The sequence below is a fragment of the Lentibacter sp. genome, assembly GCF_029254145.1.
Classification (GTDB): domain Bacteria; phylum Pseudomonadota; class Alphaproteobacteria; order Rhodobacterales; family Rhodobacteraceae; genus Lentibacter.
The window spans coordinates 1-26489 of the sequence record NZ_JAQWYD010000084.1; the positions used below are offsets into that span (position 1 = coordinate 1).

The window sequence follows — 26489 nt, forward strand, 5'->3', positions numbered from 1 at the left end:
GTCTTCGGCAGGAACCTCGGAACCGAGGTAGCGCACTTTTGGTCCCATATCACGGTGTGTGAGCTTGAACCATGCGCGCGCCCAAGCGTCGGCAAATTGATCAGGGTTTTCGTGGAAACGGCGCGAGATTTTCTCATAGGCCGGATCCATACGCATCGCCATGTCGGCTGTTGTCATCATTGGGATGACTTTGTTGTCGGAGCCATCAACTTCAAAGGCGAAGTCTTCGTCTTTGAGACCAATCGGGTGCCAGATATGTGCGCCCGCGGGCGACTTGGTGAGCTCCCACTCATAGCCGAAGAGCAGGTCAAAATAGCCGTTGTCCCACTGGATCGGGTTGGCAGTCCATGGGCCTTCGATGCCTGATGTTGTGGTGTCGATGCCTTTGCCTGACTTGTGGCTGTTCTTCCAGCCGAAGCCCATTTGTTCAATTGGTGCGCTTTCTGGGTCTGCGCCCACAAGAGTAGGGTCACCTGCGCCGTGTGCTTTGCCGAAGGTGTGGCCGCCTGCTGTGAGGGCAACGGTTTCTTCATCGTTCATGGCCATGCGCGCGAATGTCTCGCGGATGTCACGCCCAGAGGCGACTGGGTCAGGATTGCCGTTGGGGCCTTCTGGGTTAACGTAGATCAGACCCATTTGTACGGCGGCGAGAGGATTGGCCAATTCGCGATCGCCTGAGTAGCGACCATCTGCGAGCCATTCGTCTTCGTCACCCCAGTAGATGTCTTCTTCAGGTGCCCAGATGTCGGGGCGTCCGCCTGCGAAGCCGAAGGTTGGTCCGCCCATGCTTTCGATGGCTACATTGCCTGTGAGGACGAAGAGATCAGCCCATGAGATTTTGTTGCCGTACTTTTGTTTGATTGGCCAGAGAAGGCGGCGGGCCTTGTCGAGGTTGCCGTTGTCAGGCCAGCTGTTGAGGGGAGCGAAGCGTTGGTTGCCTGTCCCTGCGCCGCCGCGGCCGTCGGCTGTGCGGTATGTGCCTGCTGCGTGCCACGCCATGCGGATAAAGAACGGGCCGTAGTGCCCGTAGTCTGCGGGCCACCAGTCTTGGCTGTCTGTCATGAGGGCCGTCAGATCGGACTTGAGCGCTGCAAGATCAAGTTTTTTGAACTCGGCAGCGTAGTCAAAGCCTTCGCCCATGGGGTCTGACTTGCGATCATGCTGGTGCAGGATTTTGAGGTTGAGCTGGTTTGGCCACCAGTCGCGATTTGAGCGGGTGTTCATGCTGGCTGCGCCGTGCATGACGGGGCATTTGCCTACGTTGTTTCCGTCCATGTCATATCTCCCTGATACTGTGAGGGGCGCGTTTGCGCCGAATCTTGCGTTTCCTAGAATTATTCTAACCCAGAAGTTTGATAGGAATAAGTTGCATTTTCTAATCGGTTTGATAATTTTTACTTATGGCAAACATCACTTTGAAACAGCTGCGCTATTTTGAGGCTCTTGCGGGTCAGGGGCATTTTGGCCGTGCGGCGGAGCTTTGCTCTGTGTCGCAGCCGGCGCTCTCGATGCAAATCAAGGAACTTGAAGCCCAGCTTGGCATGGCGCTGTTCGAGCGCGGGGCACGGCAGGTCAGGCTTACGGCGTTTGGTGAGGATTTTGGCCGTCATGCGCGAGGTGTTTTGCGTGGTGCGGAAGAACTTGAGGAAATGGCGCGCAAGGCGCAGGAAGAGTTTAGCGGCCGGTTGCGGCTCGGCGTTATTCCGACAATTGCGCCTTATCTTTTGCCTCGGATTTTTAAAGCATTGGCGGCGAGATATCCGCGGCTTGATATTCAGGTGCGTGAAACACTGACCTCCAAGCTTCTGGAAGAGCTTGATGAAGGGCGGCTTGATACAGCGATCCTTGCCTTGCCAGTTTCGGAGCCCAGTTTTGAGGAAGTTCCTCTGTTTGAGGAGAGCTTTGTCTTGGTCCGCCCAGAGGACGAGGCGGGATTGCCAGTGCCGAGTGCAGACAGTCTGAGCCAGATGCGGCTTTTGCTTCTGGAGGAGGGTCATTGCTTTCGGGATCAGGCGCTTTCAGTGTGTTCGATCCCGCAGATGCGCCCGCGTGACGGCTTTGACGCGAGCTCGCTGTCCACTTTGGTCCAGATGGTTGGCGCGGGTATGGGTGTGACGCTTATTCCAGAGATGGCAGTGCCAGTTGAGACGCGCTCTGCCTCCGTCTCTTTGGCGCGGTTTGCTTCGCCCGAACCCATGCGGAGCGTTGGTATGATTTGGCGCAAAAGCAGCCCGCTTATTGATCAGCTGCGAGAGGTGGCGGGCGTCGTACGGGATGCGGCTGCGTATACTAAAGAACCTCTTTGAAGAGCGAAAACAGCTCTTGCTGGGAGGAAATGCTTAGCTTGCGATAGATATTGCGGCGATGAACCTTGGCGGTTTCATAGGCCATCCCGAGCTTAAGCGCGGCTGAGGCGTTTGAGTGGCCTTGCAAGACAAGTCCTGCGATTTGGGTTTCACGCTTGGTTAGCTTTACCCCGAGTGCTTCTGCGGCTTCCGTTTGAATGATTTGCGACAGGTGACGGGCGGGCAATGTGGCAATGGGCGAAGGCTGAGTTGCGCGGTATATGCAGTGCGCTTTCAGCATTTCGAGGAGGATTGGGCTGAAATGTCTCAGACATTGAAGCTCTTTGCGTCGGAAGGGTCGTGTTTCTTCGCGGCGACTGATCGAAATATGGGCGATGTCTCCCGAAGGAAGGGGGATCAGTAGCCCTATCTCGTCACAGAGTTTCGTTTGGCGATAATACTGCAGGTAATACTCGCTTGTAAAAAAGCGGTCTGGGGCGATCTCGGACAAGCGATACATCGCTCCGCCCTCGTTTAGCGTGTCAAACTGGTAGAAGGGGTCGAGCCGATAGGCGCCCATCAGGTATTGTTCCATAGCGACTTGGAGCATCGCTGTGCGGCGCAACCAGCCATCTAGAAAGCGCGGTGCGCCATTCGGATTGAACTGCAATATTAACAAAGTATCGAATCGAAGCTTCGCGCGCAGGAGGTTTTTTAGGTGTTTGAAAAAGGAATCGTTCTGTGAATTTGCCATAGCCTTACGCAGGCGGACGACATCTCTTTGTGAGAGTTTTTCAGGCAATTATACCCCCTTTGGTCAAATTACTGGGTAAAAAATACCCCAATCGGGGTATTACATGAAGAGGTATTCGGCGTAGGCTTGAAAAAAGAACGACGTGTTTTGCATCTAAAAGAGGTTGTCCGACAACAGCACGCAGACTGGGAGATTTGAACTTGAGTACAGCCATTAGCGTGAGAAACTTGCGTAAAGTTTATGCTGGCCAGCCGCCTGTTGTGGCTTTGGCTGATGCGAGCCTTGAGATCGAGGATAACGAGTTTTTCACGCTTTTGGGGCCATCGGGCTGCGGCAAGACCACGCTTTTGCGCTTGATTGCTGGATTTGAACATCCGACCTCCGGGGCGCTTGGTATGTTTGGCGAGGATCTGCTGGATTTGCCGCCTTACAAGCGGCCCGTGAATACTGTGTTTCAGAGTTATGCGCTTTTTCCACATTTGACGGTTGCCCAAAATATTGGCTTTGGGCTTGAAATGCTTGGCAGGCCGAAGGCTGAGATTAAGGCGACAGTCGAAGAGATGATGGAGCTCGTCAAAATGACTGAGATGGCGGACCGCCAGACCGGGCAAATCTCTGGCGGGCAACAGCAGCGCGTTGCGCTTGCGCGGGCGCTGGCGCCAAAGCCCAAGGTTTTGTTGCTCGACGAGCCTTTGAGTGCGCTGGATTTCAAGCTGCGTAAGGAGATGCAACTTGAGCTGAAGCGGCTTCAGACTGAAACGGGTATTACCTTTATTTTTGTGACCCATGATCAAGAAGAAGCGCTGACGATGTCAGACCGTATTGCTGTGATGAGTGCAGGCTCTATCCGCCAGATCGGCCGGCCCCGTGATATTTATGACCACCCTGCAGAACGGTTTGTTGCCGATTTTATTGGGGATACGAATTTTCTCCCTGCGGAGCTTGTTTCCACTGAAGAGCAGACTGGGACTGTTCGGCTAGCCTCTGGGCAAATGATAACTGCGCGTGTTCACGAGGGCTCAGATGTCAGCGGGCAAGTGACGCTGGCGATCCGCCCCGAGCACGCCTCGTTGGTGCGTGAAGTGGACGGGGTTTTGGCTGGGACGCTGGGCAATGTGGTCTATTTTGGGACGGACACGCATTATCATGTGGGACTGGATGACGGGACAGCCTTTGTGATCCGAACGCAAAATAGCCCGGATACGGCTGCGCAATTCGAGAGAGGTGCGCGGGTTGGGGTGACGTTTGGCGCGGGCGTCGCGCAGGTATTGAGGGATTGAGGCATGGCTGATCTGTCCCAGAAGGAAGCCAAGAGGGTCTCACGCGTGCGATGGATGCTGCTTGCGCCTGCGCTGATTATTCTTTTGTTTGCTGCCAGCGGGCCTCTTTTGATCACGCTTGTCTACTCGTTTCTATCGGCGGGCGATTATGGCGGTGTTGAGTGGACTTTCTCAACAGATGCTTGGTTTAACGTCGTTATGCAGCGGGATATTTTTGACGACACTCTCGGGTTTTCGGATGCGCACCTCAGCATCTTCTGGCGTTCTGTAAAGCTCTCGCTGATGACCACTTTGGCCTGTATCTTTTTCGGGTTTCCGACGGCCTATTTTATCGCCACTCGCCCCAAAAAACAGCGCGACTTCTGGATGCTGCTGATCATTATTCCCTTCTGGACCAATCTATTGATTCGAACCTTTGCTATTGTTGAGCTGATCCGCAACGAAGGGACGCTGAACACAGTATTGCTGGCGTTTGGGTTGATCGATGAGCCGATCCAAATGCTTTACACCGAATTCGCGATCGCCGTGGGCATGGTCTATGTCTATCTGCCACTGATGGTTTTGCCGCTGTATGCCTCGATGGAGCGGCTCGACTTCAGCCTCGTTGAGGCGGGGTATGATCTTTATGCTACGCGCCTAAAAGTGCTGCGCCGTGTGATCTTGCCGCTGGTCAAGCCGGGGGTGATTGCGGGGTCAATCCTCGTTTTTGTGCCCTCGCTTGGAGCTTATGTGACACCGCGGGTTTTAGGCGGGGGCAATCAGCTTATGCTTGGCAACCTTATCGAGCTTCAGTTTGGGCAGGGGCGCAACTGGCCGCTTGGGGCGGCGCTTTCGATTACTTTGTTGGCGATTGTTATGGTTGCGCTGCTCACTTATGTGCGCGCAGTCGGGAACGAGGAGGTGAAGCATGGCTGAGCGGAAAGGCTTCAACATCCGCCGTCAAACGGGCTTTGCGACAATAGCTGTGGCATGCTTTGTGCTTCTCTATCTGCCGATCCTTTTGTTGGTCGCTTATTCCTTTAACTCAGGCAGCTCGATTGCGATCTGGGAGGGGTTTTCTTGGCGCTGGTATCAGTCGGCTTGGGAAAACGAGCTGGTGCAGGAGGCGACTGTGCGCAGTCTGATCATTGCGGTTTGGGCCTCCTTGATTTCAACAACTGTGGCCGTTTTGGCGGCCCTCGCGACCACGCGTACGCGCAAGTTTAAGGGGCAGGGGGCTGTGTTTGCTATGATCAACCAGCCGCTCATGGTTCCTGAAATTGTGACGGCTGTGGCGCTTCTGATCTTCTTTGCAATGATCAAGGTGGCGACAGGGTATTCGGGGCTTTTGTATCTGATTATCGCGCATGCGGCCTTCTGTATTCCGTTTGCTTACCTGCCTATCCGTGCGCGGCTTCAGGGTATGGATCTCAGCCTTGAGCAGGCGGCAGCGGACCTCTACGCGACGCCATTTCAGGCGTTTCGCCGTATCACGCTGCCTCAGCTTTGGCCGGGGATACTGGCAGGTGCGATGCTGGCTTTTGTGATTTCTTTGGATGACGTTGTGATCACCGAGTTTGTCAAATCAGCGGGGCAAGACACTTTGCCCACCTACATGCTGGGACAATTGCGCCGCGTGATCACGCCTGAGATCAACGCAATCTCGACAGTGTTGATTGGAATTTCGGTCACGATGGTGATCGGGTTCACGCTGCTGAGTAAAATAAGAAACTAGACCAACCCAAAACCAACCACAGGGAGACTACACAATGAAAAAAACAATGGTAGCTATGGCACTGGTGCTGGCGAGTCCCGCTTATGCGGACGGCGAGCTCAATATCTACAACTGGGGCAACTACACATCGCCCGAGATGATCACAAAATTTGAGGCCGAGACGGGCATCAAAGTGACGATCACCGACTATGACAGCAACGACACAGCACTCGCCAAAATCAAGGCTGGCGGGCACGGGTTTGATATTGTGGTTCCATCGGGAACTTACGTACCGATCTTTGTTGGTGAAGGTCTGCTGATGGAGTCAAAACCCAACGAGATGGAAAACTTCAAGCACATGGACCCTCAGTGGGTTGATGTCGAGTTCGACAAAGGGCGCAACTATACTGTGCCTTGGCAGTGGGGCACCGTTGGTGTGACAGTGAACACCGCGATCTATGGTGGCGACATCAATACCGCAGCTGTGATCTTTGATCCGCCCGAGGAGCTCAAGGGCAAGATCAATGTTGTGCCCGAGATGAACGATGTCATGGGTATGGCCATTCACTATGTGGGAGGCGAGCAGTGCACGGCGGACAAAGAAGTCCTTATGAAAGTGCGTGACACGTTGCAGGCCGCTAAGCCGAACTGGCTTTCTATGGACTATGGCATGATCGAAAAGTTTGCGGCGGGCGATGTGGCTGCAGGTGTGAACTGGAACGGTGCTTCTTTCCGCGCACGTGAGAAGAACGCTGACATCGGTTTTGGTTATCCGCAAACAGGCTTTCCTGTCTGGATGGACAATGCAGCGATCCTGTCTGACGCAAAGAACGTTGATGAAGCCAAAACCTTCCTTAACTTTATCATGGACCCTGAAAACGCGGCGATGCTGTCATCGTTTGCACGCTATGCAAACGGGATCGCTGGCTCTGAAGCCTTTATGCCAGAAGACATGAAAACGTCTCCTGAGATTGTTGTCCCAGCGGAGCTGAAAGCGGCTGCCTATGTGGCCAAGACTTGCCCGCCAGAGGCAACCAAGCTCTACACAGCAATTTGGACTGAACTTCAGAAATAAACACCATGCGGCCCCGTCAAAGTGACGGGGCCGTTTTTCTTTTGCGGAGAGCGAAATGACCCCCGACATTATTATTTTCAACGGCGCGTTGATGACTTTTGACGCGGAGCAGCCACAGGCCGAAGCGCTTGCGATTGCGGGTGGTGTGATCACGGCAGTTGGCAGCACGGATGATATTCTTGCTTTAGCGGCGCCCGAGACACGCCTCATCGACGCCAAAGGCGGCACAGTTTTGCCGGGCTTTATCGACAGCCATGTACATCTGTTTGGTGGCTCTGTCGAGTTGAGCTGTCTTAACCTTTACGGGTTGCATGGGCTGGAGAATATGGCTCAGGCGATCAGGCATTATGCGGCGGAGAATGTAGAGGATCAGCTCGTTTTCTGTGTGATGTGTGATTATGGAATTCTGGGGACTGGCAAGACGCCAACGCGGCATGACCTTGACTATATTTTACCAGAACGGCCCTTGGCAATGTTTGCGCCTGATCATCATACGGTATGGGCCAATACCGCAGCGCTTGAGCTTGCGGGCTTGCTTCAGGGCGGGACAGTTGATGCGGGCTCAATGATTGTGATGGGCGAGGATGGCTTGGCGAGCGGCGAGCTTCTTGAGCCGGGGGCCTATAGCCCTGTACTTGCGCTGACGCGGCACGGGGGGCGAGAAATGATGGGGCTGACCACGGGCAAAGACCCTGTGCCAGCCCCAAGCGATGCCGAGCGTGAGATGGACAAGGATGTAATTGCTCAAGGGCTTATACATTGCGCTGAGCAGGGCATCACTGGGCTTCATCTAATGGACGGAAATGTCTATCAGGCCGAGCTGTTGAGCGAGCTTGAGGCCGAGGGGCGGCTCTTGTGCCGCTGTGAAGTGCCGTTTCACTTCAAGGGCACAGACGCGATTGAGCGGATTGCGGCGGAAGCGCCTGCGATGCGCGAGCGCTTTCAAGGCGATATGGTGCGCTCCTCGCATTTGAAGATGTTTATCGACGGTGTGGTCGAGAGTGGCACAGCCCTTATGCTTGAGCCTTATCCCGGAGAGATGGGAGCGGGCGGGAACATGGGCGATGAAGTTTTTACGCAGGAGCACTTTGTGGCCGCTTGTATCGAGGCGGACCGTCTCGGCTTTCAGATCGCGGTGCATGCGATTGGTGATGCGGGGGTGCGGCGCACGATTGATGCCTATGAAGCGGTGCAAAACGCCAATGGTGTGCGCGACAGCCGACATCGTATTGAGCATTTGGAAGTGATGCATCCGAGCGATATTCCGCGGCTTGCAAAGCTTGGCATTGTAGCCTCCATCCAGCCAGGTCATGCGCCGTTTGGAGGGTATTTTCCTCCAACGGGCGTCGGACAATATCTGCATGATCATCAGATTGCAGGGGCCTACGCGTGGCAGGATATTCGCGAGACAGGTGCTAAAGTTATTTTCTCGACAGATTGGCCCGTGATCCCTGTGGATGTGATGACCAATATCAAAGCGGCGGTTGCACCACAGAAGCTCGGAGCGCTGTGGCGAGATCAGGCGCAGACACTTGAGGATACGCTCGAGAGCTACACCAAATGCAACGCCTGGGCCGAGTTCAGAGAAGATCGCAAGGGGCAGTTAAGCGTGGGAATGATGGCGGATGTCGCTGTGATGAGCCATGATCTGAGCATGCTGCAGCCCGATGTCATCAATGCAGCGGCTGCTATGATTACGATTTGCGACGGGAAAGTGACGTTTGAGCGCTAAAGCGTGACGCAAAACCCATTGACGCGATAAAAGCATGCCGCTCAGGATTTGACTGTGGGGCATGGCCTCAAATATTTTTTGGGGGGGGTATCATGACGTATAACGAGATAGCTGATTTTGTTTTGGGACCGATTGATGTGCCTGACAGTGCGCTTGAGATGAGCGCGACTTTGTTGATTGATACGATTGGTGTGGCGGCAGGTGCCGCGAGCATGGAGGCGGGTCGGATCGCGCGGGACCATGCCGTACGTTTTCAGGCTGCGTCCGATCCGAGCGATGCGGCAACGCTTTTGTTTGATGGCCGCAAAGCGTCCATCACAGGTGCCTCTTTCGCGCTTGCGACACAAATTGACAATCTGGACGGGCATGACGGGTACAACCCAACCAAGGGGCATATTGGCTGTGCGGTTGTGCCTGCGCTCTGTGCGTTTGCCGAGAGGATGCCAGAGCTGAGCGGGCGCGCGGCGCTTGAGGCCTTAGCCATGTCTTACGAAGTGTCGGCTCGAGCTGCGATTTCGCTACATGCGAGCGTGAGCGACTATCATACTTCGGGTGCGTGGAATGCGCTGGGCGTTGCGGCTCTTGGTTGCAGGTTGCGTGGTGATGGCCCCGAAGTGCTGCGCCAAGCGCTTGGCATAGCCGAGTACCACGGGCCCCGCAGCCAGATGATGCGTGAAATCGCAACACCCACCATGCTTCATGACGGTTCAGGCATGGGTGCGCTTGTGGGGACAATGGCTGTGCTGATGGCAGAAGACGGTTTTACGGGTGCGCCCGCGATTACCGTGGAGGCTGAAGAGGCTTCTGCGCATTGGGCCGATTTGGGGCAACTTTGGACCGTTGAGCTGAATTACATCAAGCCCTACCCGATCTGCCGCTGGGCTCATGCGGCGATTGATGCGCTTGGAGGATTGCTCAAAGCGCATCAGCTGGGTGAGGGAGATATCGAACGTATTGACGTGCGCACCTTTGCAGAATCGGCCGAGCTTTTTGCAGGGCTGCCAGAGACGACCTCGCAGGCGCAGTATTCGCTTGGGTTTGCTCTCGCAACGCGGCTTGTCCATGGGCACATAGGGCCAGAGCATATTTCGGGTGATGGGCTCAAGGACAAGGCTGTGGCAGCGGCGCTCAAAAAGATCAACGTGTACGAAGAGCACCGCCATTCGCAACGTTTCCCAATTGGGCGTTGGTCGGATGTGACGCTGACTTTGAAGGATGGACGCAGCCTTCAGTCTGGAGATGTGCATGCGCGCGGCGGGCCTGAAGCGCCCATGGAGCTGGCCGAAGTTGAAACGAAGTTCTTCAATTTCTGTGCAGCTTTGCCTCAGGCGCGGTCCAAAGCGATTTGGAAAGCGCGTGCGCGCTTGCTCGAGCCAGAGGTAAAGTTTGCGGAGATTCTGTCACTTTTGTTTGACGCAACGTCCGTGCGCTAGGCAAAGGGCTAACAAAACGCTTTTGCCCGCAGGCACGCGTCATATTGTTGCTTTTAAGAGTGATTGGCTGGGATGGTAGGATTCGAACCTACGATCTACTGTACCAAAAACAGTTGCCCTACCGCTAGGCCACATCCCAACTCTGAGCGCTAGTTACTCGCAAGAGGCGGTGCTTTCAAGCCTGATATGAAAATTTTTCAAAACTAGGTCTGAGGCGGCTGTTTATTCAACGATTTCGTTTTCTTTGATGCCCCAGAGCGCTTTTTGCGGGGCCCAGCCTTTGTATCCGCCAGCCGTAAGTCTGCACCAGCCCTCGCTGCATTCGTTGAGGCGCGCAATCACACCCATTTCGAGACGTGCTGCAACTTGGGTGTCGGGATTCGGGCGGATGTGGAGGGACAGCATGTCTTCCTCAATGATCACATTGCGCGACCCTGACAAAAGGGAGTAGTGGACCCAGCCGCCCACACCATCGCGGTCGCGGACGCGGCGCCAGTGGCCGTATTCGGCCGTGATCTCGACGGGCATACCTTTGCGGGTGAAAACCCAGTCGATTTTGTGACTAAGGGATGGGCCGCGGCGAACATTGCATTCGTCAGATTTGATAGAGACAAAGCGGGGGATAGGCAGATTGGTTACGCTGCCGCGCAGAGTTTCTGCACTTGCGGTTGCGACGTAAACCATCAGCGCCAAAGAAATGGCTGTGAGATATCGGATCATGCTCTTGCCTGCGTTCACTACTAGCTTTTTTGCCGTTGGGTTCTTGTGCCTCGGCTATCTATCGTCCACTTTGCCAGTAACGCACAAAAAAGAAAAGCGAATGGAGCTTGCCCATGCCATCTGGACGCCTGAGTGTTGTTGTGACGCGACGCCTGCCCGAGCCTGTTGAAACACGAATGAAAGAACTGTTCGATGTGACACTGCGCGAGGATGATACGCCAATGAGCCGTGACGAGCTGGCCAAGGCGATGGCTGAGGCAGATATTCTTGTTCCGACCTTGACGGACACGATTGACGCCAATTTGCTCGCGCGCGCTGGGGAGCGGCTCAAACTGATTGCCAACTTTGGCGCAGGGTTCGACCATATTGACGTCGCGAGCGCCTTGCAGCGGGGCATTCTTGTGTCCAATACTCCGGGTGTTTCGGCGGATGACACGGCGGATATGACTATGGCGCTTATGATGTCTGTGACGCGCCGTATTCCCGAAGGATTGCAGCAGATCAAAGACGGTGGCTTCTCCGGCTTTTCGCCAACGGCGCTTCTCGGCACGCGGGTGAGCGGCAAGCGACTCGGGATTTTGGGAATGGGGCGTGTTGGCCAAGCGGTTGCGCGGCGTGCACGGGCGTTTGGTATGCAGATCCATTATCACAACCGTCGTCGTTTGCGCGAAGAGACGGAAGCAGCGTTTGAGGCGACCTATTGGGAAAGTCTCGATCAAATGGTGGCGCGGATGGATGTGATTTCGGTGAATTGCCCGCATACACCCTCGACGTTTCACCTGATGAATGCGCGGCGTCTCAAGCTCATGAAAGACGGCGCTGTTATTATCAACACCTCTCGGGGTGAGGTCATTGATGAACCCGCTTTGACGCGCCTTTTGAAGTCTGGCGATATTTCGGGTGCGGGGCTTGATGTCTTTGAACACGAAGGTGAAGCAAACTCCGAGTTGCGCAATCTGAACAATGTTGTGCTGCTCCCGCATATGGCCAGTGCGACGCTCGAAGGACGTCTTGAGATGGGTGAAAAAGTCATCATCAATATCAAGACATTTGCAGACGGGCACCGCCCGCCTGATCAGGTTGTGCCATCTATGCTCTAGTGCTGGCGCGCTATGTGTTGAGCGGCTGATGGCATCAGAAAGGAAGACCTCTTGATGAAATACGTCGGCAGTCTGGCTTTGGTTACAACGCTTTTTATGAGCGGGGCTTCTCTTGTTGCACAGCAAGTCGCGGATGATGTCGCGCCTGAGAACGCGACTGAACTCGGCGGATATTCATTAAACGAAGCTGTCCGTGAGGCGCAGGCGACTAAAGCGTCAGGTGTAGCCACGCGAGCAGAGCGCTGGATGATTGCTGCAGCAAACCCATATGCGGCCGAGGCTGGCGCGGCTATTCTTGCCGAAGGTGGAACCGCTGCCGATGCGATGGTTGCTGTACAGGCTGTTTTGGGGCTTGTTGAGCCGCAAAGCTCGGGTCTTGGTGGTGGAGCGTTTTTGCTTTGGTTTGACGCAAAGACTGGTGAGATCACGACCCTTGATGGACGCGAGACGGCCCCATTGGAGGCGCGGCCCACTCTGTTTCAGGATGCCGAAGGCGAACCTCTTAAGTTCTTTGATGCTGTTGTCGGGGGGCGTTCTGTCGGGGTTCCGGGCACGCCAGCTCTGATGCAAGAGGCACATCGGCGCTGGGGGAGCAGCTCGTGGGCTAGCTTGTTTGCGCGGGGGATTGCGCTTGCCGTAGATGGCTTTATCGTTTCTCCACGGCTTGCGGCCATGGTGTCGGCCGATGCCGAACGCCTGGCGCGTGATCCTGTCGCGCAGGGCTATTTCTTTCCAGGCGGTAGGGCTGTAACAGCGGGGCAGCTGCATCGCAATGCAGCCTATGCTGAGAGCCTGCGGGCTCTGGCGGACAACGGTGTGAAGCCGTTCTATACTGGTGCGATCGCCAAGGCGATTGTTGAGAAGGTGCGAAATGCCCCAGACAACGCAGGCGTCTTGAGTGAGGTTGATTTTGCACTCTATCAAGTGCGCGAGCGTGCGCCCGTGTGTGTGGCTTATCGCGGGCATGATGTTTGCGGGATGGGCCCACCCTCGTCAGGAGGAATCAGTGTGGGCCAAACGCTTGGTCTGCTTGAGGCCTATGACTTAGGTGCGCCAGAGGAGGCGCGCGCATGGCGGTTGATTGGTGATGCCAGCCGCCTGAGCTTTGCCGATCGTGGACGATATATTGCAGACAGTGACTATGTGCCTGTGCCTGTTGAGGGCCTGCTCGCGGCTGAATACTTGCGCCAGCGTGCCGAGCTTTTGCGGGGTAACACAGCGCTTGGGGCCGTCAACGCAGGGGAGCCAGAGTTTGATCACAGTCTTATTCTGGCTGATGATGAGGCGATCGAGCTGCCCTCGACATCGCATATCTCGATTGTCGACAGCTTTGGGAATGGTCTTTCCGTGACCACAACGATTGAAAACGCGTTCGGCTCGCGGCTCATGGTCGGTGGCTTTCTACTCAACAACGAGCTTACAGATTTTTCCTTCCGATCGCACCGCGACGGCGTGCCAATTGCCAATCGTGTGGAGCCAGGCAAGCGCCCGCGCAGTTCTATGGCCCCGACAATCGTTTTGAAAGATGGCAAGCTTGCTGTTGTTGTCGGAAGCCCGGGTGGATCGCGTATCATCCCTTATGTCGCCAAGACGCTTGTGGCTCATCTTGACTGGGGCCTAAACCCTCAGGCCGCTGTCGGCCTGCCGCATCTCATCAACCGCTTCGGCGCTTATGACATAGAGGAAGGCACATCTGCCGAGGCGCTCGCTGAGCCCCTGCGCGCCATGGGATATGAAGTCGGTATCCGCGCTCTCAATTCTGGCCTGCACATGATTGTGGTTGATGAAAATATACTCACAGGCGGCGCAGACCCTCGCCGTGAAGGAATTGTGCTCGGGGATTAGCACGAAATCACCATGATCGCCTTATATACTCGTCATATTTTTACGTAAGAATGAGACTATCTATTTACGGAAAACCAAACGAGGCAATTTGAGGGGAATAGGGTGGCTGGGTACTCCGCTCGTTTGGCTGTCGGCCAGTGTCCGAAAAGAGACCGGGGTGTCGGACGAGGCCGTGGGGAATCGACTACAACCCTTCGCGCGGGTCGGGTATCAGCTGCGGCGGGGGTACATTCTGTAAAGCCTGGGACTGATCGCTTCAACGAGCCGCCACGCTGCGGAATATGCGGCGCATGTTCTTGAGGGCGCTGATAGAAGTCGTTTTTATCCCTAACCAGTCGGGAGTCTGCTTCGCTTGGCTTCGGCTTTGCGTCATATCATGTGCAACGTATGCCTATGGAGTCGGCTCATGAAAACCCAAGTTAAAGCTCTTGTTGTCGGAGGCGGTGCTGTTGGCACCTCTATCGCTTATCACCTCGCAAAAGCGGGTTGGGACGATGTTATGCTCATTGAACGCGACGAGCTTACCTCTGGTTCCACATGGCATGCTGCTGGCCTTCTGCCTCTCTTCAACATGTCATATGCGACGACGCATATTCATCAATACTCGGTCGAGTTTTACAAACAGCTTGAAGCTGAAACAGGCCTGAATGCAGGCTTCGCCGTGGTCGGGAACCTGCGCATGGCGCAGACGCAAGAGCGTATGGACGAATATATGCTCTATGCCTCGACAGCAGAAACTTGTGGTGTGTCCTATGAATGGCTGACCCCTGATCAAATCAAGGAGCGCTGGCCGCTCATCCGCACGGAAGACCTTAAGGGTGCGATTTATCACAACACTGACGGCTATATTAACCCTGCCGATGTGACCCAGGCCATGGCCAAGGGCGCGCGCCAGCGCGGTGTGATGATCGAGCGGAAGTGGCAGGCTGATGCCTTCCATTGGAATGGTACGCATTGGGAAGTGACCCTTTCCAAGATGGTTGAAAAGGGCGGCAATCTTGTGCCCTCAGACGAGCAGATCGTCGTGACAGCCGAGCACGTTGTAACGGCGTCAGGCAACCACGCGCAGCGCACGGCAAAAATGCTGGGGATCAAGATGCCCGCCATTCCCGTTGAGCACCAGTTCATCGTGATGGATCAAGACCCCGCGCTTGTTAAGTTTCGCGCCGAGGGCGGTGTTGAGCATCCTGTTATCCGCGATGCGGACGCGCAGTCTTATGTGCGCGAGGAGCGCGGTGGCTGGATCCTTGGCGTCTATGAGAAAAACGCGCCCGCTGTCTTTGAGCATGGTGTCCCTGACAGCTTCCGCGCAGATCTATTTCCGCTCGCACTGGACCGTATCGAAGAGCAGTATATGGCTATGATTCATCGTATTCCTTCGTGTGAGGAAAGCGGTTTGAAAGACGATTTCAACGGCCCGATTTGCTATACGCCAGACGGAAACCCGCTCGTTGGGCCAGCACCAGGACTGCACAATATGTGGCTTGCGGAAGGCTTTAGCTTTGGCATCACGGCTGCTGGTGGTACCGGCTATTACCTTGCGCAGATGATGGTTGAGGGCGAAGCCGAGATCGACATGGCGAGCCTTGATCCCAAGCGTTATTCTTCCAACTGGATGACCACAGAATTTGCCGCGCGCAAAAACGAAGAATGCTATGATCACGTTTATATTCTGCACCACCCTGACGAAGAGCGCCCTGCGTGTCGCCCGCTGCGCACGGCGCCAGCGTATGAGCGCCAGAAGGCACGTGGTGCACAGTTTGGCTTTGTGAACGGTTGGGAGCGGCCCAACTACTATGGCCCGCTTGATGCCGCAGATAACTTTGACCATGATGCCCGCTCTTTCCGCCGTGGTGGCTGGTGGCAATATGCTGTGGATGAAGCCAAAGCGATCCGTGAAGGTGTTGGCCTGATTGATGCGACGGCGTTTAGCAAACATGTTGTCAAAGGGCCCGGCGCAACGGCGTTTCTGGACTGGTTTACCTGTAACAAGCTGCCAAAAATTGGCCGTATCAATCTGACTTACGCCCTGACAGCCCATGGCACCACGCGCACCGAATATACCATCGTGCGCAATGGAGAGGACAACTATTACCTCGTTTCCGCAGGGGCTTGGACGGAGTATGATGCGGACTATCTGCGCAAGGCTGCAGAGAGCAAGATGGACGACTTTGGCTACATCGAAATTCAGGATGTGACGAGCCAGTGGGGCGTTTTTGCGATTGCGGGTCCAAAGTCGCGTGATGTCTTGAAGGCTGTGATTAACGATGCTGACCCAGAAACTGCGCTCACAAACAAGCGCTTCCCTTGGCTATCTGCAAAGCAAATTGAGCTGGGTATGTGCCCTGTAAATGCTATCCGAGTGGCGTATACAGGCGAGCTTGGCTGGGAACTGCACCACCCGATCGAAATGCAGAACTACCTGTTTGATCTCCTTGAGAAAGCAGGGGAGCCGCATGGTATGAAGCTGGTCGGTGCACGTGCTCAGAACTGGCTACGGCAGGAGAAAAGCTACCGTGCCTTTGGCAACGAGCTTGGCCGTGATGCGACACCTACCGAGGCGGACTTGCCGCGCTTTATTGATCTTGAAAAAGAGTTCCATGGCAAAGAGGCGATGGTGGAAAAGGGCATTCGCTCGAAGGCATGCACCCTGCTTATTGACGGGCCATCTGATGCAGACCCTTGGGGCCGTGAAGTGCTCTATAGTGAAGACGGGACACGCGTGGGGCGTTTGACGTCTGGCGGCTATTCTGTGGCTTTTGAGACATCGATCGGCATGGGCTATGTGAAGCCAGAGCTGGCAGTGGAAGGCACGAAGCTCAAAGTCAAAATGCAGGACAAGCTTTGGGACGCGGTTGTGACATGCGATAGCCCTTATGACCCCAAGAACGAGACGATCCGTAAGGACGGCTGAGGGAGTTCGAATTTGCGTTGCAAATCCGACCGGGTGGGGGCTCTGCCCCCACACCCCCGGGATATTTGGGGAAAGAAAAAAGCAGAGTCGCAGCTTAGTGGGCGCGGTTTCTGAGCCAGTTCTGCCAATCTTTCCGTGATCCGTTGAACAGATTGATATCCACGCCGCCGTCTATACCGTCGATCACACCTGTGCTGGTGTACTGCCAGAAGTGCCAATCTTGTCCGGGGTAGGCTTCTGCGGGTGTTTTGGCCGTGGAACGCAGCCAGAACTCTTCTCCTTTGAGGCGGCCAAGGTCGTTTTCTTTGAAGAAAACAGGTGTCGTGTAAATTATGGGACGCTGGCCGTAATGCTTTTCGAGCATCGCCATGAAGATACGCATGTTGCGACGGACTTGGCCCGCTGGTGGGCGCAGTTTGCAGCTTGGAGAGAACGGATTCCATTCCATATCGACAACGGGAGGCAGTGCGCCCTTGGACTTGGGCACATTTTTGATGAACCAACGGGCCTGCACGCGGGCTGGCGTACAAAAGTAGTAGAAGTGGTAGGCGCCGACGGGGACATTTGCGCGCCGTGCACCGCGCCAGTGAGATGCGAACATAGGGTCGAGCAAATCACTACCTTCTGTGGCTTTAACAAAGGCGAAGCGGACACCAGCCTTATGGGCTTTGCGCCAGTTTATGCTGTCTTGAAATCTGGCTGCGTCGATGCCGTGAACCGGGAATTGATGTGGCGCGGGCGCATTGAAGACGACGGGGTCATTGTCGTCAAACTGGGGTCCCGCCAGAGCTGGCGAGCTGAAGAGCAACAAGAACAGGACACACAGACGAACCATAGGCAACACCCAAAACAAGAGGAGTGTTGCCAAGGTCAGGGCTTATTGACTTGGGGTCAACAGTGTCGCTCCGCAAGCTCTCCAGCTCGGCGGATCAACGCTTTGCGAAGTCGTCTTTTGTGACCACGCCATCGCTATTTTTGTCAATTTGGGCGAACCAATCTGGCACAGAGGCGATGAACTCCTCGCGGCTCACCTGACCGTTGCTGTCCTGATCGGTGTACTCCCGCGCCATTCCATTGGCGGGATTGTTCTTGCCCTTGCCAGCACCCATTCCATTCTCTTTCATGTCGTTGGCGCGGGCTTCGTCGAATTGATCGTATTCTTCGGCGTTCAGGATATCATCACTGTCGGCATCAAAAGCATTGAACACATCCGCGCGGCGCTCTGTGGCCTCCTCAAGGGTAACAATGGCGTCGCCGTTTGTGTCCCAGTTTTCGATAAAATGTGCGCCAGGGTTGCCGTGGCCGCTTGCGAAGGCGGTGCTTGCACTCAAAAGAATGGCGGCAGTTGTGAGGAGAAGTTTCATTGTATGTCCAATTTTTGTTTCTGAGCGTCAAACGCAGCTCGGTCTGAATTCCGTCGCACTTTTATTGGGCGAGCTCATCAAAGCACTCAAGCGCTTTGGCGGCATACATCATGGCTGGTCCCCCACCCATCTGGATGAACATTGCGAGGACGTCGCTCACTTCGTCGCGGCTTGCGCCCGATTTGATCAGTGTCTCGACGTGGAGAGCGATACAAGCATCGCATTGCTTCACAACGGCGATACCCAAAGCGACAAACTCTTTTGTTTTGAAGTCGAGCGTTCCACCCTCTTTGACGGCCGTTCCCAAGGCGCCGAAAGCACGGGTTGTGTCTGGAATGGTTTTATTCAATCCGCGGAGCTGATCGCGGGTACTGTCAAGTTTGGTTTGCCAAGTCATATTCTGATCCTTCGATGTATTTTTCGAAGGAAGACCACGAGTATTGCTTGTCAGATTTGACCTAGATCAGAAAGGTCGCGTTGCGACGAAGGAAATATTGTTTGACGGCATTTCCAAGACCTGAACTAGGTCCATACCCGAGGTGTGTATCCAGTCGATCACGTCCCAATCGTCTTTGTAGCCGACATCCGGGTCTTGGGCCTGAAGTTTTGCGTGAAACTCTGCGTCACCCGCTGATGTGGTTTCGCCATCGCGCATGAAGGGGCCATAGATATGGAAAACCCCTTGGGGTGCCAAGGCTTTGCCCGCTTCCGAAATCAGCGTTTGGGCTTCAGTTTCACTGATCAGGTGGAGTAGATTTGATAGGGTGATTAGGTCTTGGCCAGCATGAGCGGCTCCCCAGCCTTTTTGAGTGGCGTTGAGGGGTATGGCGGGCAAAATATTGAGTTCGCCAGAATGCTCAGCCCAAGCATTAACGCTCGTTAAGCGGGTTGCATCGATTTCGGTCGGCTGCCAGACGAGATTGGGGAGGCGCCCCGCAAAAATAGCAACATGCTGACCTGTGCCGCTGGCAATTTCGAGGGCTTGCCCTGCTTTTGGTGCATGGTGGGCGAGGACATCTGCAATGGGCTTGATGTTGCGTGCGGCAGACGGGGAGAAAAGGCGTCCGTTGCCTTCGTCTTCGGCATACCCCGAAACAGCGGAGAGATCGCGGGGTGTGCTCATTGGGCAAACCTTTCAGGGCTGAGCGCAGCGCAGGTCTTGGCGTCAAGCTGGCGCGCCTGTCCGAGGATCAGATCAGCGGCCAACTGGCTTGCTGCGGGCGCCGTTTGGAAGCCATAGCCCCCATGACCAGCGTGCCAGAAAAAATCAGGAGCGTCGGTATGAAAGCCGATCGTCAGCGCCCGATCAGGTGAGAAAGTGCGCAGGCCCGCCCAATTCGCCTCGATCCGTGTAACGGGTTCGGTCACGAGCTCTTCGTAACGGGCTAGACCTTCTGCAAGTACCATATCGTCGGCCCAGGCATCCATGGGTGGCATTGGGTCTTCTTCTGCGGGAGAAACAATCAGCGAGCCTGCATCAGGCTTGGCGTACCAACTTTCACCAACGCCAAAGAACATGGGCCAGGTTGAAACATCGTGCCCGCCAGGTGCGGGGATACGAGCCATCGACCTACGAAGGGGGGTAAAGCCTAGTGGGGCAAGCCCTGCCAGTTTGGCGATCTCATCAACCCAAGCGCCGGATGCATTCACAATGAGCTTTGCTTGATAGCTGCCGACGGGCGTTTCAAGGACCCATCCCGCGCCATTGTGCGCAATAGATTTCACGGGAGCGCCGAGTTTGATCTCGCCGCCATGGGCGCGCAGCTCACGCGCAAAATCCTGTACCATGCGGTCGGTATCAATATCCCACGCGGCGGCGTGATAGGAGGCGTGAGCGAGTTTTTCGGGGTTGAGGATTGGCAGCATTTGAAGAGCTTCAGTAGGGCTGATGACTTCAAGGCCGAGTGTCTCACTGTCTTTCTGGAAGGCGTCAAATTCGTCAGCGCGTGCAGTGATCATGAGGCCGCGTGGGCTTAGATATCCGCCGTTTGCTGTATGAAAATAGTCACTGCTCGCTTTGCTGAGCGCGACCGTCGTGGGCAGACCATAGTTGCTCTCATATAGCGCAGCAGAGCGGCCAGAGGCATGATAGGCGAGCGCTGTTTCCGCTTCGAGCAACAGCACTTTGGCGTGAGGGGCGAGGCGCGCGGCGACTGATGTGCCCGCGATTCCACCGCCGATAACGATAATGTCGTGCATTCGATATGCTCCTGTTACGAGACACTTCTGGCACAAGCTGTGGCACAAAAAAAGCCCCGCTGTGAGGCGGGGCTTTCTGATTTCAACCTAGTGAGGCTTACTGTGGAATTTCGCCTTCGATGCCTTCAACGTAGAAGTTCATACCTGCAAGCGTTCCATCGTCAGCTGTTTCACCTTCGGCGAGCCAAGCAGAACCGTCCTGTTTGTTGATCGGACCAGTGAACGCGTGGTAGCTGCCATCTGCGAGAGCGGCTTTCATGGCAAGCGCTTCGGCTTTTACATTGGCTGGTACTTTGTCTGTGATTTCACCAATGCCAACCATGCCAGCGCCGATGCCGTCCCATGTGCTCATTGTTTCCCACGTTCCGTCCATCACGGCTTTTGTGCGCGCGATGTAGTAGGGCGCCCAATCATCGATGATTGATGAAACGCGTGGGCCATCTTTAAACTCGGCCATGTCAGACGCTTGACCGAAGCCAACAACATTGCCAGCTGCGGCTGCGGCTGCGAGTGGGGCTGTTGAGTCGGTATGTTGCAGGATCACATCTGCGCCTTGTTCGATCAGAACTTTGGCAGCATCCGCTTCTTTGGCTGGGTCAAACCATGTGTAGGCCCAAACAATTTTGAACTCCACGTCAGGGTTTACCTTGCGCGCGTGAATGAAGGCTGAGTTGATGCCGCGGATAACTTCGGGGATCGGGAACGAACCGATATAGCCGATGATGTTGCTTTCTGTCATGTTTCCAGCGATGTGGCCCTGAATTGCACGACCTTCGTAGAAGCGTGCAGAGTAAACAGAGACGTTTTCGGCTGTTTTGTAGCCTGTTGCGTGCTCAAATTTCACGTCAGGGAATTTCTTTGCGACATTGATTGTTGGATCCATGTAGCCAAAAGACGTTGTGAAAATCAGATCGGCGCCTTGCAGGGCCATCTGTGTCATCACACGCTCGGCGTCTGCGCCCTCTGGGACGCTTTCAACGAAAACGGTTTCGACTTTATCGCCGAACTCCGCTTCGACAGCGAGGCGGCCTTTGTTGTGCTCATAGGTCCAGCCGCCGTCGCCGACGGGGCCAACATAGACAAAGCCGACTTTGGTTTTGTCTTCAGCGAAGGCACTTGTGGCCATGCCGAGCGCCACGGCAGCTGTGGCGAGAAGGTGAGTAAGTTTCATAGTCTGTGGTCTCCCAGGTTGGATTCTGTGGTTAACTTAAAGCATTAGCTCGAGGCGTGGAAGATGCGACCGAGTGAAGCCGGTGCACGTGATTTGTCAGCGGACATAATCACAAGCACAAGGATTGTGATGATATAAGGTGACATCGACAAGTATTCGACAGGAATTGCGACGCCTGCTGCCTGTAAATTAAGCTGTAAAACGGTCACGCCGCCGAAAAGCCAAGCACCGAGCAAAACGCGCCATGGCTTCCAGCTGGCAAATACGACTAACGCGAGGGCGATCCAGCCTGCGCCCGCTGTCATACCTTCTGTCCATTGTGGAACACGAATGAGGCTGATGTAGGCACCGCCAAGGCCGGCACAGGCTCCGCCGAACATGATTGCCAGCACGCGAATGCGCACGACTTTGTAGCCAAGCGCATGTGCGGCATCGTGGTTTTCTCCCACAGCGCGCAAAACGAGGCCGACACGGGTATATTTCAGCGTGGCCCAGACGGAGGCGACAAGGGCGATACCGAGATAAACGATAACATCATGGCTGAAGAGCACTGTGCCCAAGAAAGGCAAATCCGAAAGGATCGGTATGTCGAGCTTGGGAGTCGATGGGGGCTTGAGGCCGACATAGTCCTGCCCCAAGAGCGAGGATAGGCCGAGGCCAAAGAGCGTCAATGCGAGACCCGATGCGACCTGATTGGCCAAGGCATATTGCGTGAGAAGTGCGAAGAGAAATGACAGTGCTGCACCACCGATGGCTGCGAATATGAAGCCCAAGGCTGGTGAGCCTGTGATGATTGTTGCCATGAAGCCGCAGATCGCTCCAGTGATCATCATCCCCTCAACGCCTAGGTTAAGTACGCCCGCGCGCTCGACAACGAGCTCGCCTATGCCAGCCAGCAAGATGGGTGTAGCGGCCACGAGCAGTGATGCGATCAGAAGGGCGGGATTGATTGCAGACAGGTCCATTACACGGCCTCCGTCTTTACGCGTTTGATGCTATAATTTGTGAGCAAGTCGACGGCGAGTAGGAAAAAGAGCAGCATGCCTTGGAACAGCTGAATTGCGGCTGCCGGGAGCCCGAGATTTGCTTGTGCAATTTCACCACCGATATATGTGAGAGCCATAAGAAGGCCTGCAAAAAGGATGCCGACAGGATGTAGGCGCCCCAGGAAGGCGACAATGATCGCTGTAAAGCCGTAGCCTGTGTTAAAATCAATGCTGATCTGGCCCGCAGGCCCCGAAACTTCGAACATGCCTGCAAGCCCAGCCAGCGCACCTGACATGCCGAGGCAAAAGAGGATCAGGCGCGTTGGATTGACCGAGGAAAACTTTGCTGCACGCGGCGCTTCCCCTGTCAGGCGGATAGAAAAACCCAGCATGTGACGATTGAGCAGGATATAGGCGAAAATGACTGCGATAAACGCTGCCAGGACACCCCAGTGCATGCCCGAACCTGTGATGATTTCGTCGTTGAAGGCGCTTGGGTAGTCTTTCAAGTTGCGCGAGCCTGGGAAGCCGTGGCCGTCCGGGTTCTTGAGTAAGCCCAATGACATCGAGGCAAGAAGCTGCTCGGCGACATAGACCAGCATCAATGAAACAAGAATTTCATTGGTTTGAAACTTTACTTTTAAGAGCGCAGGAATCATTGCCCAAGCCCAGCCACCAAAGGCGCCTGCGGCTATCATTAGTGGGAAGATATACCAAGCCTCCATGGGGTAAAACGCAAGGCCCACGCCTGCACCACAGATGGCTCCAATGATATACTGGCCTTCTGCGCCAATGTTCCAAATCCCCGCTCGAAAGCCCAGTGAAAGGCCGATTGCGATCAGGATCAGGGGGCCACCTTTGACGAGAAGCTGGGGGCGATAATAAAATGCAAACTCACCAAAGAGTGGATCCCAGAAGATGGTTCGTATGGCCTCAAAAGGGTTTTTCCCAAGAGCCATAAAGAGTAGGCCGCCTGCGATCATCGTAGCGATGATGGCGAGTATTGGGGTGAGGTAAGCAAAAGCCTTGGACGGCTGCGGGCGTTTTTCGAGTTTAAACATGGGCCACCTCCATTCCGTGGGCCCCGCCCATCATGAGGCCGATTTCATCGATGGTCAGGCCTTGGGTCGGGCGGGTTTCTGTGAGGCGGCCCTCGTTGAGGGCAGCAAAGTTATCGGCGACTTCCATCAGTTCGTCGAGGTCTTGGCTGATGACAATGACGGCCGTGCCGCCGGCTGCCAGATCAAGGATCGCTTGGCGGATACTCGCAGCAGCGGAGGCATCAACGCCCCATGTGGGCTGGTTGACGATCAGCACATCGGGGTCTTGCAAGACCTCACGTCCTATCACAAATTTCTGCAAATTGCCGCCAGAAAGCGAGCGTGCAGCATTGTCTGGGCCAGGGGTGCGGACATCAAATTTTTCGATGATTTCCTCAGCAAAACTGCGTGCTTTGGCCCACTTCAGGAAGCCACGACTTGACAGGCCGCGGCGTGTATTGCCTGTGAGGAGAGCGTTTTCTGTGAGGCTCATGTTGGGAGCGGCGGCATGGCCTAGGCGTTCTTCTGGGGCGGTAAGAAGCCCGCGCATGCGGCGGGCATTGGGGGCCAATTGCCCGATGGGTTCGCCCTTGAGCTTGACGGCGTCATGGGCTGTTCGCATCTCTCCTGACAGTGCCAGCAGGAGTTCGTCTTGGCCGTTGCCAGCCACACCACCAATGCCGAGTACTTCTCCTGATCGCAGACGCAGGTGAATGTTGCGCAATGGCGTCCCGAAGGCGCTGGGCGAGGGCATGGAAAGTCCTGATATATCAAGGACTACATCGCCAAGTGCGGCGCCTGCGCTTTTTGGGGTCTGGAGTTCTGTTCCGACCATGAGCTCGGCCATGTCGCGGGCGCTGGTTTCGGCGGGGATGCAGGTTCCGACATTTTTGCCAAGGCGCAGGATTGTGGCGGCGTCGCAGAGGGCGCGAATTTCTTCGAGTTTATGAGAGATATAAAGGATCGCCACGCCTTCGGCTGTGAGTTTGCGCAGGGTCTCAAACAGGATTTCAACCTCCTGCGGCGTGAGAACCGAGGTGGGCTCGTCCATGATCAAGAGCTTAGGATCTTGTAGCAAACAGCGAATGATTTCAACGCGTTGCCGCTCTCCTGCGGAGAGGTCTCCGACGGTTTTATAGGGGTCAAGCGGGAGGCCGTAGTCTTCTGAGACGGTACGGATTTTCTCGGCCAGATCACGCATTGCTGGTGGTTGCTCCATTCCGAGCGCAATGTTTTCGGCGACATTCAAGGCGTCAAAGAGCGAGAAATGTTGAAACACCATGGCCACGCCTGAGGCGCGGGCGGCGCGGGGTTCGGGGGGTGCGAAGGGCGCGCCATTCATCAGCATTGTGCCGCTGTCGGGCTTTACGAGGCCGTAGATCATTTTGACGAGTGTCGACTTGCCAGCGCCATTTTCTCCAAGCAAAGCATGCACTTCGCCGTATTTTATCTCAAAAGAAACACTGTCGTTTGCAACGACACCGGGGTAGGCCTTGGTGAGGCCCTCTATCTTTAGCAATGTCCCTGTCACGCAGTTTTCCTTTCCGGGTGGCCCCATCGGATGCGCTTTATTTGTTGCGGGTCATCAAATGCTGAAAGCCTGTTTCATGCAAGATTCGAATGGCCGCCCTCTTGGTGAGCTCTTTCAATAATTTGGCGAAAGTCGAAAAGTTAATTCGTTAATACGGGAGAAATAACAGGGGGTGATATGCGTGCACAACCCGTGCACAACCTGTACACCGCCTGTTTGTTAATTTTTTGGGCGAAAAATGTATAACGCGGCGTTCGGTGGGCCGTACTGAGAGGGGGTCTGCGGGCATTGCCGCCTTTATGTTAGCTCTGGCGGAGCATGGAAATTGTCGCGCCACGCCACGAGGCACAAGACGGGCGTTTCAAACGTCTCCATCGCATGGGGCTGGTTGCTTGTATGGAACGAGGTGTCCCCTTCGAGAAGCTCCTCTTCGGGGCAGCCCTTGCGCCTGAAGGCGGCAGACCCTGATACAACCATATACATCTCTTCGGCGGGGTGGTTGTGCCATGGGTAATAGAGATGCGGCGGCATGTAGACCATCCAGAGACGTATGGAGTTTGATGTGAAGGGAGCATCATCGCCTATGATACAGTAACATCCGAAGCGAGCCATGAAGTCATCACTGATATCTGTGCCTTTGTAGGTGTCGCGCCAATGAACGACTTCGCTTGCATTGCGGATTGCTTGTTGAAGGTCGTGATACCGTTCTGATCGAAGACCTGTGTCATTCAAGAAAACGTCACAACAGTGTTCATGCAGCGGCGCGACGGCCTGTGGTTTGATGTCATCCGGAAAGGGCGCAAAATTGGTCATATCGGCGTTGCCGCAATAGGCTGCTTGCACCGTATGAAGCAAATTCTGGGTGATGTGTTTATGTTCCATAGGTTCACGTTTGAGCAGTGGTCGGCGGTGGTCTTGTAGGGAAGCGACATAATGTCGGGGATTGGATGTGTTGGAGGTCGCAATCGGAGGTTTGGCTGGGCTCTGGCCTGCGCGGCTTGGGGTCAGCCCCCGCACGCCCCGGGATATTTAGAGAAAGAGGAAACGAGGGCGACGGGCAAACAGTGATGTGGGGGGCGTCTTGATGCTTTTCAGTCTGGCGCGGGGCGGCTAGGGTCTCGCCATGAGCAATACACCCCGATTCATCCATCTGCGCGTCCATACCGAATACTCTCTTTTGGAGGGGGCGGTGCGGCTGAAGAAGCTGCCGCAGCTTTGCACGGACATGGGGATGCCCGCTGTGGCGGTGACGGACACGAACAATATGTTCTGTGCGCTTGAATTCTCGGAAGCGGCCAAGGGCGCGGGCCTTCAGCCGATCATCGGCTGTCAGGTTGATCTGAGGTATCACAAGCTTGAGCCCGGTG

Annotated in this window: 24 protein-coding genes and 1 tRNA gene; 11 read left to right on the top strand and 14 right to left on the bottom strand. The window is 55.2% G+C overall.

Annotated elements, in window-relative coordinates:
* On the bottom strand, positions 1-1275 hold a 1275-nt coding region (locus P8O11_RS09840), incomplete at its 3' end, for a peroxidase family protein (protein WP_367186870.1).
* A gap of 125 nt (positions 1276-1400) precedes the next feature.
* Between P8O11_RS09840 and P8O11_RS09845 the strand changes: the two genes are divergently transcribed.
* Positions 1401-2306 carry a hydrogen peroxide-inducible genes activator gene (locus P8O11_RS09845; RefSeq protein ID WP_300293927.1) on the top strand — a complete coding sequence of 302 codons (906 nt, stop codon included), beginning with the start codon at positions 1401-1403 and terminating at the stop codon, positions 2304-2306.
* Here the strand turns inward: P8O11_RS09845 and P8O11_RS09850 are convergent.
* Positions 2290-3087 (bottom strand): helix-turn-helix transcriptional regulator, encoded by a 798-nt coding sequence (locus P8O11_RS09850; RefSeq protein ID WP_300293928.1) that lies wholly within the window; start codon positions 3085-3087, stop codon positions 2290-2292. The genes P8O11_RS09845 and P8O11_RS09850 overlap by 17 nt on opposite strands.
* A 170-nt stretch (positions 3088-3257) precedes the next feature.
* Between P8O11_RS09850 and P8O11_RS09855 the strand changes: the two genes are divergently transcribed.
* The 6 genes from P8O11_RS09855 to P8O11_RS09880 all read left to right on the top strand — a co-directional run bounded on the left by P8O11_RS09855 (position 3258) and on the right by P8O11_RS09880 (position 10252).
* On the top strand, positions 3258-4319 hold the full coding sequence (locus tag P8O11_RS09855) for an ABC transporter ATP-binding protein (RefSeq protein WP_300293948.1): 1062 nt from the start codon (positions 3258-3260) through the stop codon (positions 4317-4319).
* Between the two features lie 3 nt (positions 4320-4322).
* A complete protein-coding gene (locus tag P8O11_RS09860) occupies positions 4323-5234 on the top strand; it encodes an ABC transporter permease (protein WP_300293930.1) in 912 nt (303 codons plus the stop codon).
* Entirely contained in the window at positions 5227-6033 is an 807-nt protein-coding gene (locus tag P8O11_RS09865; RefSeq protein WP_300293931.1) for an ABC transporter permease, read from the top strand. The genes P8O11_RS09860 and P8O11_RS09865 overlap by 8 nt, the downstream gene beginning before the upstream one ends.
* Positions 6034-6067: 34 nt before the next feature.
* The gene (locus tag P8O11_RS09870) at positions 6068-7087 is read left to right on the top strand and encodes an extracellular solute-binding protein (protein ID WP_089887041.1); all 1020 of its coding nucleotides are present in this window, start codon (positions 6068-6070) and stop codon (positions 7085-7087) included.
* A gap of 55 nt (positions 7088-7142) precedes the next feature.
* Complete coding sequence (locus P8O11_RS09875; RefSeq protein WP_300293932.1) at positions 7143-8819, top strand: amidohydrolase; 1677 nt, start codon at positions 7143-7145, stop codon at positions 8817-8819.
* Positions 8820-8911: 92 nt separating this feature from the next.
* Positions 8912-10252, top strand: coding sequence for an MmgE/PrpD family protein (locus P8O11_RS09880; protein ID WP_300293933.1), 1341 nt, complete (start codon positions 8912-8914; stop codon positions 10250-10252).
* Positions 10253-10316: 64 nt separating this feature from the next.
* On the opposite strand, the gene P8O11_RS09885 is transcribed toward P8O11_RS09880, so the two are convergent.
* Together P8O11_RS09885 and P8O11_RS09890 are read right to left on the bottom strand one after the other, a co-directional pair.
* Positions 10317-10391: transfer RNA gene (locus P8O11_RS09885), tRNA-Gln, on the bottom strand.
* An 83-nt stretch (positions 10392-10474) separates the two neighbouring features.
* Positions 10475-10972, bottom strand: a complete 498-nt coding sequence (locus P8O11_RS09890; protein ID WP_300293934.1) for an SH3 domain-containing protein — start codon at positions 10970-10972, stop codon at positions 10475-10477.
* Positions 10973-11085: 113 nt separating this feature from the next.
* Between P8O11_RS09890 and P8O11_RS09895 the strand changes: the two genes are divergently transcribed.
* From P8O11_RS09895 to P8O11_RS09905, 3 genes are all read left to right on the top strand, one after another.
* On the top strand, positions 11086-12072 hold the full coding sequence (locus tag P8O11_RS09895) for a D-glycerate dehydrogenase (RefSeq protein WP_300293935.1): 987 nt from the start codon (positions 11086-11088) through the stop codon (positions 12070-12072).
* A gap of 54 nt (positions 12073-12126) precedes the next feature.
* Complete coding sequence (gene ggt / locus P8O11_RS09900; RefSeq protein ID WP_300293949.1) at positions 12127-13917, top strand: gamma-glutamyltransferase; 1791 nt, start codon at positions 12127-12129, stop codon at positions 13915-13917.
* Positions 13918-14323: 406 nt separating this feature from the next.
* The gene (locus tag P8O11_RS09905) at positions 14324-16831 is read left to right on the top strand and encodes an FAD-dependent oxidoreductase (protein ID WP_300293936.1); all 2508 of its coding nucleotides are present in this window, start codon (positions 14324-14326) and stop codon (positions 16829-16831) included.
* 94 nt (positions 16832-16925) lie between these two features.
* Here the strand turns inward: P8O11_RS09905 and P8O11_RS09910 are convergent, their stop codons facing one another.
* The 10 genes from P8O11_RS09910 to P8O11_RS09955 all read right to left on the bottom strand — a co-directional run bounded on the left by P8O11_RS09910 (position 16926) and on the right by P8O11_RS09955 (position 26004).
* Positions 16926-17666 carry a GH25 family lysozyme gene (locus P8O11_RS09910; RefSeq protein WP_300293937.1) on the bottom strand — a complete coding sequence of 247 codons (741 nt, stop codon included), beginning with the start codon at positions 17664-17666 and terminating at the stop codon, positions 16926-16928.
* 94 nt (positions 17667-17760) lie between these two features.
* Positions 17761-18195 (bottom strand): EF-hand domain-containing protein, encoded by a 435-nt coding sequence (locus tag P8O11_RS09915; RefSeq protein WP_300293938.1) that lies wholly within the window; start codon positions 18193-18195, stop codon positions 17761-17763.
* 61 nt (positions 18196-18256) lie between these two features.
* Positions 18257-18592: a carboxymuconolactone decarboxylase family protein gene (locus P8O11_RS09920; protein ID WP_300293939.1), complete on the bottom strand. Its 336-nt coding sequence runs from the start codon at positions 18590-18592 to the stop codon at positions 18257-18259.
* 66 nt (positions 18593-18658) lie between these two features.
* Positions 18659-19318, bottom strand: a complete 660-nt coding sequence (locus P8O11_RS09925; RefSeq protein WP_300293940.1) for a DUF938 domain-containing protein — start codon at positions 19316-19318, stop codon at positions 18659-18661.
* Positions 19315-20394, bottom strand: coding sequence for an FAD-binding oxidoreductase (locus P8O11_RS09930; RefSeq protein ID WP_300293941.1), 1080 nt, complete (start codon positions 20392-20394; stop codon positions 19315-19317). The genes P8O11_RS09925 and P8O11_RS09930 overlap by 4 nt, the downstream gene beginning before the upstream one ends.
* Positions 20395-20491: 97 nt before the next feature.
* Positions 20492-21565 (bottom strand): BMP family ABC transporter substrate-binding protein, encoded by a 1074-nt coding sequence (locus P8O11_RS09935; protein ID WP_089887057.1) that lies wholly within the window; start codon positions 21563-21565, stop codon positions 20492-20494.
* Between the two features lie 44 nt (positions 21566-21609).
* Positions 21610-22530, bottom strand: coding sequence for an ABC transporter permease (locus P8O11_RS09940; RefSeq protein ID WP_300293942.1), 921 nt, complete (start codon positions 22528-22530; stop codon positions 21610-21612).
* Positions 22530-23612, bottom strand: a complete 1083-nt coding sequence (locus P8O11_RS09945) for an ABC transporter permease (protein WP_300293943.1) — start codon at positions 23610-23612, stop codon at positions 22530-22532. The genes P8O11_RS09940 and P8O11_RS09945 overlap by 1 nt, the downstream gene beginning before the upstream one ends.
* Positions 23605-25122, bottom strand: a complete 1518-nt coding sequence (locus P8O11_RS09950; protein ID WP_300293944.1) for an ABC transporter ATP-binding protein — start codon at positions 25120-25122, stop codon at positions 23605-23607. Before P8O11_RS09950 ends, P8O11_RS09945 begins: the two co-directional genes overlap by 8 nt.
* Positions 25123-25419: 297 nt before the next feature.
* Positions 25420-26004: a dimethylsulfonioproprionate lyase family protein gene (locus tag P8O11_RS09955; protein WP_300293946.1), complete on the bottom strand. Its 585-nt coding sequence runs from the start codon at positions 26002-26004 to the stop codon at positions 25420-25422.
* 241 nt (positions 26005-26245) lie between these two features.
* Between P8O11_RS09955 and P8O11_RS09960 the strand changes: the two genes are divergently transcribed.
* A partial coding sequence (locus P8O11_RS09960) for a PHP domain-containing protein (RefSeq protein WP_300293947.1) occupies positions 26246-26489 on the top strand: 244 nt, incomplete at its 3' end.